1 protein-coding gene is annotated in these 527 nt (G+C 42.9%); it reads right to left on the bottom strand.

Going from position 1 to position 527, the window contains the following annotated elements; genetic code table 11:
* Window positions 1-25: 25 nt before the first annotated feature.
* Window positions 26-475, bottom strand: a complete 450-nt coding sequence (locus ON062_RS14035; protein ID WP_368859988.1) for a hypothetical protein — start codon at window positions 473-475, stop codon at window positions 26-28.
* Window positions 476-527 lie beyond the last annotated feature (52 nt).

Raw genomic sequence — 527 nt, 5'->3', positions numbered from 1 at the left:
GAGGTTCAACATCATCAAACTTGACTCACACGAGATGATAGATACATCCCTTAGAGATTAACTTTCTAGCCTTAAGGTAGAAAATAAACCTGCCCTTCGACACCATAGCATCTCCCTTCCACTCAATAACAGGCTCATTCGGAAACTGGAATTTGACAGTTCGAGTTCTGCAATCAACAGAGGCATAACAGGCGTGAAGCCAATCCATGCCAAGGATCACATAAAAATCAACCATCTCTAACTCAATTAGATCAGCAAGAGTATCCCTATGATAGATGGACACTACACAGTCTCTGTAAACTCGCTCAGCTCGAATAGGCTCACTAGTCGGAGTAGAAATGGAAAATGGCTCAAGTAAACACTCAGGAAGAATCTCAAATCTATCTGCCACATAAGGTGTCACAAAAGAACAAGTTGCACCCGGATCAAGCAAAGTATAACAATCAAGGGTAAAGACTCGAAGCATACCCGTCACAACATCTCATGCCACCTCTTAATCCTGTCGATTTCCCATCGCATACAGACGG

It is taken from the genome of Microbacterium sp. C7(2022), from assembly GCF_028823665.1.
Taxonomy (GTDB): Bacteria; Actinomycetota; Actinomycetes; order Actinomycetales; family Microbacteriaceae; genus Microbacterium.
This window is presented reverse-complemented; position numbering and strand designations above follow the sequence as displayed.